The following is a 12,361-nucleotide window of genomic DNA, read 5'->3' on the forward strand; positions in this document are numbered from 1 at the left end:
AATCGAGAACAGCTTCTAGCATGCAGCATCTCCACTGAGTGCCAGAGGGCTTGCATGCAGCGTCATTTTGTTGAGGCCAGATACCGGCTGCCCATGCGACGCATGGTGTGGCTGGGCTGCCTGTGGATGCTGGGCCTTGGCGCATTGATGACGCTGGTGTGGCTGCTCAGCCCTTCCATCGATCCTCAGGGGATGGCTATTACGCTTGCCATCATGGTGTTGTCACTGGTGTGCATGGGGCTGGCGCGCGCGAGGCAGTGGGACTGGGCGGTGCGCTGCTTTGTCTGGGGCAACTGGCTGCTGAGCTTGCTGCTGGTCTGGCGTGCTGGTGGCTTTTACAGCCCGGCGGTGATTGCTTTTCCGGCCTGGCTGGTGATCGCGGTCTGGGTGCTAGGGCTGCGTGCTTCGCTGCTGATGTTTGCGGCGTCTATCGTGGCCCTGGGTGTTTTCTGGTGGTTTTTTCCGATGATCGACCGCGCTGAAGCCATGCAGGCCACGGCGGCGCTGATGGGTTTGATTTATGTGCCGGGCATGCTGGTGCTGGTGCTGATGATCAGCTTGCAGGCGCGATTAATTCTTGGCCGCCGGGTGCAAAAAGGGGAGGAAATGCTGGCCACTCTCCAAGCCAGCCAGAACGAGCTGCGCAAGTTCTACCGCGCAGTCGAGCAAAACCCCGAGAGCATTGTCATCACCGATACCGAGCTCAAGGTGGTCTATGTCAACGATGCCTTTCTGGCCCGCTCTGGCTACAAGCGAGAGCAGGTACTGGGCCAGTCCACTGAACTGGTTTCGACCATTGGCATGGACCTTGTCAGCCGTCAGCGTGCGCTGGCGCAGTTGGCCTCGGGCACGATCTGGCGCGGAGAGATGACCAATCGCGCCAGCAATGGTGAGGCGCTGCGTGAATCCGTACTGGTCGCGCCCATTCGTACGCCGCAGGGCGAGGTCGTCAACTACGTGGAGCTCAAGCGCGACTTGTCTGAGCGCGTGCTGGCAGAGCGCCACATTCACGATCTGGTCTATCTGGATTCGCTCACCGGCCTGCCCAACCGCCATTCGCTGACCTTGCACCTGCGCGAGCTCATCCATACCCAGCAGGGCGACTGCCATGGCCTGCTGTTGCTGGATGTGGACCGTTTCTCTGTATTCAACGATGTGCATGGAATGCAGCACAGCGATGAGCTGGTGCAGGCTATGGGGGCCAGACTGGTGGAGGTTCTGCCCGACGATACCTGGGTAGCGCGTATCGCTGCTGCGGAGTTTGCTATTGTTTTTGGTAGCTTGCACCCGCATGCAGAGGGGGTGGAAGATCAACTGCGGCAATATGCGCACACCTTGAAGAAGGCCTTGCAAAAGCCCTTCAGCCTTAATAGCTGGGTGGAAACTGAGCTGGTCAGCTGCTGTATGGGCGGGGTGGTGCTGGAGCCCGCCAGCCGTGGTGGCAATGGCAATGATGCGCTGCGTTTTGCCAGCGTGGCTCTGCATGAGGCCAAGCAAAAAGGGCCGGGCAGTCTGGTGCTGTTTGAGCCCCGCATGGCGCAGGATGTGCGCCGCCGCGTGCGCATCGCCAAAGACTTGCACAATGGCATTCCTCAGGGTGAGTTGCGCATGTATCTGCAGACCCAGGCCGATGCTCGCGGTCGCTGTGTGGGGGCTGAAGTACTGGTGCGCTGGCAGCACCCGAAGTGGGGGCTGGTCAGCCCGGCGGAGTTCATTCCAGTGGCAGAGGAGTCTGAGCTGATCGTGCGGCTGGGTGACTGGGTTCTGCGCCAGGCTTGCCTGCTGCTGGCAACGCCCGCACTGGCAGGGCGCGGGCTGCGGCTGTCGGTCAACGTCAGCGCGTTTCAGTTCGGGCATGAGGACTTCATGTCATCGCTGGAGCAGGTGCTGCAAGAGACAGGTGCCAATCCGCACCAGCTGACGCTGGAAATTACCGAAGGCGCGGTGGTGCGTGATCTTGATCAGGCACGCACTCGCATCGAGGCGTTGACCCGCATGGGCATAGAAATTTCTCTGGATGACTTTGGTACCGGCTACTCCAGCATGTATAGCTTGCAGCGTCTGCCGATTCAGGAGCTCAAGATTGACCAGAGCTTTGTGAGCGGCAGCCACCGATCAGAGAAAGATGCCGCCTTGGTTGAGGCCATGCTGCTGATGGCGCGCCGCTTGCAACTGCGGGTCGTGGCTGAAGGGGTGGAGTTGTCTGAACAGGCGCTGCAGCTCACGCAGTGGAACCCGGACATTGTTTTGCAGGGCATGTTGCTGGGCAAGCCCCTGCCAGAGCAGCAGTGGCTGGCCCAAGTGCTGGGCGTTGACCAAGGCGGTATTCAACATGCCGCTGAAAAGACATGAAAAAGCCCGAAAAAAGCCCGCAGCCATTGCTGGATGCGGGCTAGAAGCTATGAATAGCGTAGTGGGCTAAATGCCTTAGGCGGCAGGCTGCTCGAAGTAGCGACGTGCCAGCAAATCCCAGAACTTGGAGCCGCGACCGATGTTGTCATCGTTGAAGTCGTAGGCCGGGTTGTGCAGGCTCACGCCGGGCTGGTCGCCCTTGGCATTGCCAATCCAGCCATAGGCGCCGGGCACGGCTTCCAGCATGAAGCCGAAGTCTTCGGAGGTCATGGCGGGTAGTACATCGTCAAATGCGTTGTCATCGCCGACCACTTCACGCATCACGGCGGCCATGAACTTGGCTTCCCTGGCGTGGTTGGTGGTGTTGGGGTAGGCACCGGGGCGCAGCGTGAACTCGGCCGTGCACAGATGGGCGGCGGCCACATGGCTGCTGATGCGCTTGAGACCCTCGACAAACATTTCGCGCGTTTCCTTTTTCAGGGTGCGCACGGTGCCAGCAATGATGGCGTCATCGGGAATGATGTTTTCCACGGTGCCGCTGGTGATCTTGCCAATGGTCAGCACGGCCGAGTCCAGCGGATCGGTGCTGCGCGACACCAGGGTCTGCAACTGGGTCACGATGGCGCAGGCCACGGGAATCGGGTCCAGCGTGGTGTGGGGCATGGCCGCGTGGCCGCCCTTGCCGTGGACTTTGATCTGAAAGCGCAGCGTGGAGGCCATGATGGGGCCCACGCGCACGGCCATCTGACCAGCGGGAAGCGAAGGCCAGTTGTGCAGTGCAAACACGGCCTCGCAAGGGAATTTCTCGAACAGGCCGTCGTCCATCATGGCTTTGGCACCGGCGCCGCCTTCTTCGGCGGGCTGAAAGATCAGGTTTACCGTGCCATCAAAGTCGGGGTGCTGCGCCAGGGTGGTGGCGGCGCCCAGCAGCATGGTGGTGTGGCCATCATGGCCGCAGGCATGCATGCGGCCCTTGTTCTGGCTGATGTGGCCAAAGGTGTTGATTTCCGTGACGGGCAGGGCGTCCATGTCGGCGCGGATGCCGATGCTGCGACCGGGGTTGTCTTTGCTGCGGCCCTTGCCGTAGATGCTGGCGACGATGCCAGTCTGGCCCAGGCCCCGGTGCACGGTCAGACCGAGGGCTGTGAGGTATGCGGCGACTTTGTCGCCTGTGCGGTGCTCTTCGTACTTGAGCTCAGGATTTGCGTGCAGATCGCGACGGAAACTGAGCAAGGTGCCGAGGTGAGGTGTGATATCGGGAGTAGATCGCATACAGGGGCCGCGGAGCACCCAGCGCTATAACTGTCGTGGCAAGCAAGCGAGGCGGGCCTGCCGGTGACCGCAGCATTTCAATAGCAAGACCCCCATCATAGGCGTATGCGAAGGCTGGGGGCTTAGGTAGATACCGACATCAGGGGATTCAAGGTGTGTGCTAACCAAGCCAGTAGCAAGCAGTGACTTACAAAAAATTGCATGCCATTTTTTCGGCTCAATAAAGCGTTCAGCGCATCCCGCTATGGCCCCGGCAATGCCCGCGCAATGCCGCGCTGCACGGCAAACGGCGAAAATGGACGGATATGACCGCCCTGAACGCCAAACTCCCCCTTTTCCAGCAGCTGCTGGTGCGCCCTGATCGCAACGATCCCAACCCACTCATTCTCTATCACGGCCGCCGCTGCCCCGATGGTTTTGGCGCAGCGCTGGCTGCCTGGCTGTTCTATGAAGGTCAGGCCGAGTTCCGGGGGCTCGATCATGGCGAGATTCAGACCGCTGATGATCTGGGCGACCTGACAGGCCGCGCGGTGTACGTGCTGGACTTCGCTTTTGAGCCCGTGCTGATGGCCGAGATCGAGTCCCGCGTGGCCAAGCTCGTGGTGCTGGACCACCACAAGAGCGCGGCTGAAAAGCTCAGCGGCTACCAGTGCCGCTGCGGTGTGGTGCACTTTGACATGAACAAGTCCGGCGCGCGTCTGGGCTGGGAGTTCTTCCAGTCCGATAAGCCCGTTCCCGGCCTGATTCGCTATATCGAAGACCGCGACATCTGGAAGTGGGAATTCGCCGAAAGCGCAGCCTTCCTCGCCGCGCTGGACATGGAGCCCGTGCGCAGCTTTGAGCGCTGGGCCGAAATCGCCGCCTTCACGCCCGAGCAGGAAGCCGTTTACATGGCCCGTGGCGGAGCCATGGACGAGAAGTTCCAGAAGCTCTGTGCCGACATTGCCGATGGCGCTCAGGTGCTGGTCTTCAACGGCAAGCAGGGCCTGATGGTCAACTGCCCCGGTATGTTCCACAGCCAGGTAGGTGACCTGCTGGCACGCAAGAGCGGCAGCTTTGCCCTGATGTGGCATGCCAATCACAAGGGCACCAAGGTGGGCCTGCGTTCGCGCTCGGACTTCAACTGCATCCCCTTGGCCGAGAGTTTTGGCGGCGGCGGCCACGCACAGGCCTGCGGCTTCAAGATGCCTAATGAGCGTCTGGTCGAGCTGCTGCAGGGTGGGCTCAGGGCCGACCTCGAAACCGAGTACGAGTTTGTCGCTGCGCCCAGCTTGCAGTTTGATGAAGAAGGCAAGTGGATTCGCGAAACCCCCAAGGCTGCGCTTTAATTCATAAAAAATCATAGCTCCCAGCGCTTGATAGATAAGCGCTGGCAGCTATTTTTTATGGAATTTTCAGGCGATGGCTTGCCAGCCCGGCAAGGCCAGTAGTTTTTGCCAGTCCTGCGCTTCTTGCACATGGCTTAGTGCAGACCAGTCGGCTTCAAAGCGCAGCGGCTCGCCACTCATGGGGTGGGCAATTTCCAGCGCCTTTGCATGCAACCACAGCCGCTGCTGGCCCAGTCGTTCTGCCCACCAGCGGTTCAGCGGGCCTTTGCCGTGGGTGGCGTCGCCAATGATGGGGTGAGCCACGTGTTTGAGGTGGCGGCGAATCTGGTGCCTGCGGCCCGTGGTGGGCAGGGCTTGTACCAGACTGATGCGGGTTTCGGCATGGCGTCCGTCATAGCTCTCGGGCCATGACAGCTGCGACAGGCAGCGCAGCGTGGTGTGGGCTTCTTGCACGGGCGCATCTTCGGGGGCATCGTCGGGTTTCAGGGCGTGATCGACTTCTAGCGCACCGAGTAGCCAGCCACGCACCACGGCCAGGTATTCCTTGCGTGTTTCGTGAGCCGCAAAACTGGCGGCCAGTGCTTGCGCGGCTTCTTTGTGCAGCGCCATCACCAGCACGCCGCAAGTGCCCTTGTCGAGGCGGTGCACCGGCCAGACATGGCGACCCAGCTGGTCGCGCAGCGTCTGCATCACAAACCGGGTTTCATGCGCATCCAGCCCCGTGCGGTGCACCAGCCAGCCTGCGGGCTTGTAGACCACGACCATGTGCTCGTCCTGCCAGAGGATATGCAGCGGGGGATGGGCGGGAAGGGCGGTTTCGGTCATGGCAGATCAACGGGTCACAGAGGGCGAAAACAGGGCGAGCCGCACTCTAACCCAGCGTTGCTGACCTTGCCTTGGCGGGCTTTGTGTTTTGCCAGGTGCAGCAGTCATGCGCCGCGCACGGTTTAGGTGCGGGCAGGGCTGGCGGACAATGGCTGCTGGTTGTTGCAGGCGTTTTTGATGCGCTGTCATGCTTCTTTATTCATAGCTTCTAGCGCTTGATTGATAGGCGCTTGAGGCTGTTTTTGCTTGGTTTTTGCTGTGATCTTCAAGGGCGTTGTTGTCTCGGTTCTGTCGTGCGTGTTGTTCGCATCTCTGTATTACCTCTCGCCCTTTCTGGCCCCGCTGGATGGTGAGCAAATCTTTGGCTGGCGCGTCCTGGTCACGCTGCCATTCACTACCGCATTGCTCTGTGTGGTCAAAGAGGCCGCTGCCGTGCGTGCGCTGCTGGCGCGGGCATTCAAGCAGCCCGTATTTGCCTTGCAACTGCTGCTGAGCGCGGCGCTGCTGGGGGTGCAGCTCTGGCTCTTTATGTGGGCACCCATGAATGGGCGCGCGCTGCCCGTGTCGCTGGGCTACTTTCTGCTGCCATTGGTGATGGTGGTGGCCGGGCGCTTGCTGTTTGCCGAGCGGCTGACGCGAGCCCAGACGCTGGCTACGCTGGTGGCGGCTGTGGGTGTGGGCCATGAAATCTGGCAGGCCGGCAGCATGTCTTGGGAGACCTGGGTTGTCGCGCTGGGCTACACCGTCTATTTCTCGCTACGCCGCTGGCTGCACACCGATACGCTGGCCGGGCACTGGGTCGATATGGCCTTGCTGCTGCCCGCAGCCATTGTCTTTACGCTGCGCGCACCCAATAGCTGGCCGCTGGTGGCAGATCACCCGGCGCTGTGGCCTTTGCTGCTGGTGCTGGGCGTGGTCAGCGCCGTGGCGCTGGCGCTTTACATGATTGCCAGCCGCTGGCTGCCCATGGGCCTGTTCGGGCTGCTGTCGTATGTTGAACCGGCCCTGCTGGTCGTCGTTGCATGGCTTTTGGGCGAGAGTATTGCGCCGCAGCAGGTGCTGACTTATGTCCTGATCTTTGCTGCCGTGGGCTTGCTGATCGGCGATGGCATCTGGCATTTATGGCGTGGGCGTTCACACAGGCTTCACTGAGATGGAGACAGTAGTTGCCCCAACTTGGTGCGCTGGGCGGCAATAATTGCTTCTTTGTCTCTTTGAAGGAATTGCTCGTCATGGCATCGACCACATCCCCCATTCGCGTTGGCATTGTTGGCTACGGCAATCTGGGGCGCGGCGTGGAAGCCGCCGTCGCCAAGAACCCCGACATGCAGCTGACGGGGATTTACACACGTCGCGATCCTTCGCAGCTCCAGCCCCTGAATGTCGGCACGCCCGTGCACGCCATGGACGCTTTGCTGTCCCACAAGGGCCAGGTCGATGTGCTGATTCTCTGCGGTGGCTCCAAGGACGACCTGCCCAAGCAAGCCCCTGAGCTGGCAGCCCACTTCAACCTGATCGACAGCTTTGACACCCACGCCCGCATCCCCGAGCACTTTGCCAATGTGGACAAGGCCGCTCAGGGCGGTCAGTGCACCGCGCTGATCTCGGCCGGCTGGGACCCCGGCATGTTCTCCATCAACCGCGTGATGGGCGAAGCCCTGCTGCCCGATGGCGCCACCTACACCTTCTGGGGCAAGGGTCTGAGCCAGGGTCACTCCGACGCCATCCGCCGTGTGGACGGCGTGGCTGGCGGCGTGCAGTACACCATCCCCGTAGAAGATGCGGTGAACAAGGTGCGCTCCGGTGTGCGCCCCGAGTTGAGCACGCGTGAAAAGCACAAGCGCGAATGCCATGTGGTGCTGAAAGACGGTGCTGACGCCGAAGTCGTGCGCAAGGCCATTGTGGAAATGCCTCACTACTTTGACCAGTACGACACCACGGTCAACTTCATCAGCGCCGAAGAGCTTGCACGCGATCACGCTGCCATGCCCCATGGCGGTTTTGTGATTCGCAGCGGCAATACCAGCGCCGAAAACAAGCAGGTCATTGAGTACCGCCTGCAGCTGGACAGCAACCCCGAGTTCACCTCCAGCGTGCTCGTGGCCTACGCCCGCGCCGTGCATCGCATGGCGCAAGCCGGTCAGCATGGTTGCAAGACGGTGTTTGACGTGGCTCCCGGCATGCTGTCGCCCAAGAGCGCTGCCGAGCTGCGCGCTGAGCTGCTGTAAGCCTTCAGCGCCTTCAGTCAAAAAGCCTCGCAAAATTTGCGAGGCTTTTTTATATAAAAAATGCTGTAGCGCTTGTCTATTGAGCGCAAGCAGCTATCAAATCAGGACTCCTTGCCGGTACCCACGCGCGCTGTATCTTCCAGCGTGTCCACATCGCGCAGGGGCTTGAACAGTGTCATCCACGCACCCACTACGCCCAGTGTGCACAGGCTACCCAGAATGGCGGCAGGCACCACGCCAAACCACGATGCGCTGCTGCCCGCGCGGAACTCGCCTAGCTCGTTGGAGGAGCCGATGAACAGCATGTTCACCGCATTCACGCGGCCGCGCATATGGTCGGGCGTGGAAAACTGCACCAGCGCGCTGCGAATGTAGACGCTGACCATATCGGCCGCACCGGCCACGGCCAGCGCCAGCATGGACAGCACAAACCAGTGCGAAAGCGAAAACACCAGATTGGCCAGACCGAACACGGCCACGGCCGCAAACATCACCTTGCCCACGCTGCGGTTGATGGGGCGCGAAGCCAGCCACAGGCCCATGCACACCTCGCCCACCGCCATGGATGAACGCAGCAGGCCCAGCCCTTGCGGGCCTACCTTGAGCACTTCGTGCGCATAAACGGGCAGCAGCGCAATCACACCGCCCAGCAGTACGGCAAAAAGGTCCAGTGAGATGGTGCCCAGAATGATGGGCCGTGTGCGCATGAAGCGCAGCCCTTCGGCAAAGCGCTGCCACATGGTGCTCTGGTCATCAGCGCTGGGCGCTTTGAGCTTGGCAAAGCGCACGGGCACCTGGCTTAGCAAAGCGGCACCCAGAATCAGGCTGATACCGCAGACCGCATAGGTCAATACACCGCCGCCCAGTGCATATAGCAGGCCGCCCAACACCGGTGCGGCGATGGCTGAAATGCGCATCAGCATGCTATTGGTGGCCAATGCCTTGGCCAGTTGTTCGCGGGCCACGATTTGCGGCAGCAGGCTTTGCAGCGCAGGGCCGCTGAAGGCGCGGCTGCAGCCGAACAGCACCAGCACCGCGTAAATCCAGTTCACATCATGCATGCCGCTCTGAGACAGCAGCCATAGCAGGCCCGAGCAGACCGAAGCTAGCAGCCAGCTGATGGTCAGCAGGCGCTTGCGGCTCATGCGGTCGCTGAGGTCGCCAGCCGGTATCAGCAAACCCATCATGGGCAGAAACTGAGCCAGCCCCACATAGGCCAGCGACAGCGGATCGCGCGTGATGTCATAGACCTGCCAGGCCACCACCACGGCCTGCATCTGCTGCGCAAACATGGTCAGCATGCGCGCCAGCACAAAGCTCAGAAAAGCGGGGTCGCGCAGTGGTGCCGCAGCGCGGGCGTTGGGTGCCGGTTCAGGGGAGGGCGAGGGACTTGGCAAGATGAATTCCGGAATGGCGGCCAGTGCCGATATGCGCTGATGCGCCTGCCGGGCAATGTGAAAAATCGGACATCAGAGTATCTGCGATCGCCCTGTGCTGTGCAGAAATCACGGGCAAGGAAGTGATCACTGTCGGTCTTGTGATGCCCCAACCTGAAAGCGTCGAAATGACTGGCGAACGGGCGAGTGAATCACGTTATTTGTTAAAAAATGTTTTCCGACGACGGCATGAGCGTCTTTCCCACAACTGGAAAAACGCCGGAGATTCACCATAGCTATACGCAAAAAAGATTGGCGTTGCGATTGGCAACGTTTTCATTCAAGGAGTCTCATCATGTCCATGCTTTCGATGCAATACGCCGGAACTCTTCTGGGGCGCGAAGCAGTCATTGAATTCCCGGACAGCCAGGCCGAAGTTCGCTACACCGCCAAGGGGCAGATGCGCTGGCGCGTGGTGGACTCCCAAGGACATGTGTCCGAAGGCTGTGAAAAGCTCAGCTATCTGCAGCTCAGCGATCACCTGCACTTCCTCAACTGGATCGAGAAAACCGGCTTTACCGTGAGTCAAGTTATCGACTCCGCCAAGGGCACGGTTCAGGCCTTCTGGTCCTATGCCGATGAGCAGTGTGAAACAGGTCACCGTTCTTCCATGTTTGTGGAAGGCAGTTTCCGTCTGCGTTGAATTTTTCGGCTCTCGCTAACGCCCTGTGGCTGTAGCGAGGTCTGAACTGGTTTTTGTGTGTGAGGTCAGTGTCTCTCCTCTCTTGCCGGCATCCGAAAGGTGCCGGCTTTTTTTTGTCCGTGAAACATCAGGACAGAGGCTCGTCACTGCGTAATTTTTGATCGCAGGCCTTTGCGCCAGTGCTGGTGCGGATTTACGACGTTTCAGAGTGGCTTGTCCACAGGACGCTCCACAGTGACTGGGTATAACCCGTAGAGCTGCTCATGCCTCTGATATCGATTGCACAGCAATCGCTAAGTCGCTTTGATCAAAGGAAAATTTCTCCATTTGAGCGTCAATCAAGCTTGAGTCAAGGGTGCGTGAAACATTGGCACTCTTCAACGGCCGCCAAAAACAAAAAAGCCGACGCTGTGGTCGGCTTTTTTGTGCAGGCTGCGCTGGTTTATTTGCGCTTGTCTGCAATGGAGGACGAGACCACCATGTCCAGCACATAGGCGTAGCTGGATGCATCGGCAGGCACGTTCTGACGCTTGAAGCGGTTGATGCGCAGCACATTGCTCACGCCTGCTTCGTGCTTGTAGCCTTCAATTTCGCTGTAGAAATTTTCCCAAGGGCCGGTATAGGTCTTGACGCCGTTTTCGCCGTAACGGATTTCACGCACTTGCAGGCATTGGTAATCCTTCATCACACCATGGCTGCAGGCTTTGCGCTCGGGGGCCACTTCCAGAAAGATGCGTTCGGGCGCGCTGCCGTACTGCGTCTGGGGCGTGGGCTTGCCGCTGAGCTGCCAGCGTGTGCCGTCGATGAACTGGACGGTCAGGCGGGGCTGCTCTTGGGTGGTTCCACCCAGTTGCACATTCCACTGCTTGCTCGTGGGCAGAATGCGGGCGACTTTTTGCTCCAGCAGCATGAGCTGGCTGTCGTTGCAGGCACGCAGTGTGCTTACGCTGCGTTGCACGTTCAGGCGCTGACCTTCAACGCTGTAGCCTGCAGAAATGACATTGCACAGGTTTTTGACCATGATGCGCTGGTCGGCAAATTCCAGCTCGATAGGAGCATGGTTGGCGCTCAGAAACCAGCTCTGGTCTTCGGCACCAGCGGGGGTGAAAGCTTGTTGCAGCTTCCAGTGGTAAGCGGTCAGAGATGCGGCATCGCCAGCGGGGCCGTTGGGGCCAGGCTTGCTGACGCCACCACCGTTAGTCGTGCCGCAGGCGGCCAGCGTCATGGAGGCAACTAGAGGGAGGCACCAGGTCCAGCGAAATTTCATGAGGATTCCTTCAGTGTGAAATAGGGGGCGATGGCAGCAAGCTGCGTCTGAGGCAGACGAGTCGTGTTGACGATATCAGTTCCCCGTGTACCTCTGTGACCTTAACCGAATGCGGTGAGCACTTTGGCGATTTGAGTCGTCACATTGTCAGTAAATGCTGCGGTGATGGCTAGAGGGGCGGTCAGTAAGCTTGGGGCATGTCGTGAAGGTGCTGTAAATATGGCAAAAATCCGTATTTCTGGCTCTGGTTCGCCGGGCAAGGACTTGTCAAGCTGCTACTCTTGAGCGCTGAGGGTGCGCACCGCGCATGTCTCGGTATCAAGGAGATTGTGTGCGCTTAGGTGGAGTTGCTTTGTCTGCAAAGAGTTTTTTGAATCTGGGTCTGGCCAGTGTGCTGGTCGGTCTTTTGAGCGCCTGCGGCACCTCCAAAACGGTGCATGAGCCGCTGCAAGAGACTTTTGATTCAAGCTCCACGTTCTCTCGCGGTTTTGATGCGACACCTGCGCAGACCTGTGAGGCGGCGCGCCGGGCTTTGCTGAGCCAAGGCTATATCGCTACGGCCAGGACGCAGGAGCTGGTTGAAGGTCGCAAAAACTTCCAGCCCAATGTCGATACGAATCTGGAAATCAACTTCCGTGTGGTCTGCGTGCCGCAGACCAGCGATGGTCAGGTCAGCTTGGGTTTTGCCACGGCATTGCAAGATCGGTACACGCTCAAGAAAAGCGCCAACTCGGCCAGTGTGGGTGTGAGTGCGCTGGGTTCGGTGTCTCTGCCGTTTTCTTCCAACACGGACTCGCTGGTCAAGATTGGCAGCGAGACCATTGCCCGGCGCAGCTTCTACGACAGCTTTTTTGAGCTGATGGAAAGTTATCTCAAACAGGACAAAGAAACGCCTTGAGTGTATTGAGAATGAAATTGGCCTGTAGCGCTTGATGGGCTTGCGGTGCCCATATCAAATGCATAGCAAAAAAGCGGCTTTTAAAGCCGCTTTTTTGTGGGTGTGAGTTGCG

The 12,361-nt window shown here is 59.7% G+C and carries 10 protein-coding genes; 6 read left to right on the forward strand and 4 right to left on the reverse strand.

Annotated features, from left to right (window positions below; genetic code table 11):
• Positions 1-54: 54 nt before the first annotated feature.
• On the forward strand, positions 55-2,352 hold the full coding sequence (locus tag RSF91_RS10190; protein ID WP_332568312.1) for a putative bifunctional diguanylate cyclase/phosphodiesterase: 2,298 nt from the start codon (positions 55-57) through the stop codon (positions 2,350-2,352).
• A 75-nt stretch (positions 2,353-2,427) separates the two neighbouring features.
• Here the strand turns inward: RSF91_RS10190 and RSF91_RS10195 are convergent, their stop codons facing one another.
• A complete protein-coding gene (locus RSF91_RS10195; RefSeq protein WP_332568313.1) occupies positions 2,428-3,624 on the reverse strand; it encodes a M20 aminoacylase family protein in 1,197 nt (398 codons plus the stop codon).
• A gap of 305 nt (positions 3,625-3,929) precedes the next feature.
• On the opposite strand from RSF91_RS10195, the gene RSF91_RS10200 reads away from it, so the two are divergent.
• Positions 3,930-4,952 carry a DHH family phosphoesterase gene (locus tag RSF91_RS10200; RefSeq protein WP_169106892.1) on the forward strand — a complete coding sequence of 341 codons (1,023 nt, stop codon included), beginning with the start codon at positions 3,930-3,932 and terminating at the stop codon, positions 4,950-4,952.
• 66 nt (positions 4,953-5,018) lie between these two features.
• On the opposite strand, the gene RSF91_RS10205 is transcribed toward RSF91_RS10200, so the two are convergent.
• On the reverse strand, positions 5,019-5,777 hold the full coding sequence (locus tag RSF91_RS10205) for a pseudouridine synthase (RefSeq protein ID WP_332568314.1): 759 nt from the start codon (positions 5,775-5,777) through the stop codon (positions 5,019-5,021).
• Positions 5,778-6,038: 261 nt separating this feature from the next.
• On the opposite strand from RSF91_RS10205, the gene rarD reads away from it, so the two are divergent.
• Entirely contained in the window at positions 6,039-6,929 is an 891-nt protein-coding gene (rarD, locus tag RSF91_RS10210; RefSeq protein WP_332568382.1) for an EamA family transporter RarD, read from the forward strand.
• A gap of 80 nt (positions 6,930-7,009) precedes the next feature.
• Positions 7,010-8,005 carry a diaminopimelate dehydrogenase gene (locus RSF91_RS10215; protein ID WP_332568315.1) on the forward strand — a complete coding sequence of 332 codons (996 nt, stop codon included), beginning with the start codon at positions 7,010-7,012 and terminating at the stop codon, positions 8,003-8,005.
• A gap of 101 nt (positions 8,006-8,106) precedes the next feature.
• Here the strand turns inward: RSF91_RS10215 and RSF91_RS10220 are convergent, their stop codons facing one another.
• Positions 8,107-9,402, reverse strand: a complete 1,296-nt coding sequence (locus RSF91_RS10220) for an MFS transporter (protein ID WP_442878833.1) — start codon at positions 9,400-9,402, stop codon at positions 8,107-8,109.
• 334 nt (positions 9,403-9,736) lie between these two features.
• Between RSF91_RS10220 and RSF91_RS10225 the strand changes: the two genes are divergently transcribed.
• Positions 9,737-10,084: a MoaF-related domain-containing protein gene (locus RSF91_RS10225; protein ID WP_332568316.1), complete on the forward strand. Its 348-nt coding sequence runs from the start codon at positions 9,737-9,739 to the stop codon at positions 10,082-10,084.
• 442 nt (positions 10,085-10,526) lie between these two features.
• Here RSF91_RS10225 and RSF91_RS10230 read toward each other — a convergent pair whose 3' ends face one another.
• A complete protein-coding gene (locus tag RSF91_RS10230; protein WP_332568317.1) occupies positions 10,527-11,351 on the reverse strand; it encodes an META and DUF4377 domain-containing protein in 825 nt (274 codons plus the stop codon).
• Between the two features lie 331 nt (positions 11,352-11,682).
• On the opposite strand from RSF91_RS10230, the gene RSF91_RS10235 reads away from it, so the two are divergent.
• Positions 11,683-12,249: a DUF2242 domain-containing protein gene (locus RSF91_RS10235; protein ID WP_332568318.1), complete on the forward strand. Its 567-nt coding sequence runs from the start codon at positions 11,683-11,685 to the stop codon at positions 12,247-12,249.
• Positions 12,250-12,361: the final 112 nt, after the last annotated feature.

Source organism: Comamonas sp. (assembly GCF_036643215.1).
Classification (GTDB): Bacteria; Pseudomonadota; Gammaproteobacteria; order Burkholderiales; family Burkholderiaceae_C; genus Comamonas.